The 268-nt window shown below is 57.1% G+C and carries 1 pseudogene; it reads right to left on the minus strand.

The features are described 5' to 3' along the window. A pseudogene (locus SB765_RS30100) lies at nucleotides 1-268 on the minus strand (hypothetical protein); the annotation flags it as partial.

The raw sequence follows: 268 nt of genomic DNA on the forward strand, positions 1-268 counted from the left end.
CGACACGGGCCGCTGCACTGGCAATCGCGTCATCAGCCGCAGGGGTTGCGATTTCATCATCGTTGCCTGCAGAGCCGGTATTCAGCGCGTCACGCACATCGGTAGTCAGACGACCACGGGAGTCCGTTACGTTATCTTTCACATCCAGACGACCCATCTCAGAACGCAAGCGGTCACTGAACTTACGTTTCAGCAACACTTCCGCCTGAGAGACATCACCGCCACCAGTGGCCAGGTAGTAGCGACTGAAGTCGCTGATACGCCACTT

This window comes from Pseudomonas sp. SIMBA_067, assembly GCF_046534675.1.
GTDB lineage: Bacteria > Pseudomonadota > Gammaproteobacteria > Pseudomonadales > Pseudomonadaceae > Aquipseudomonas > Aquipseudomonas putida.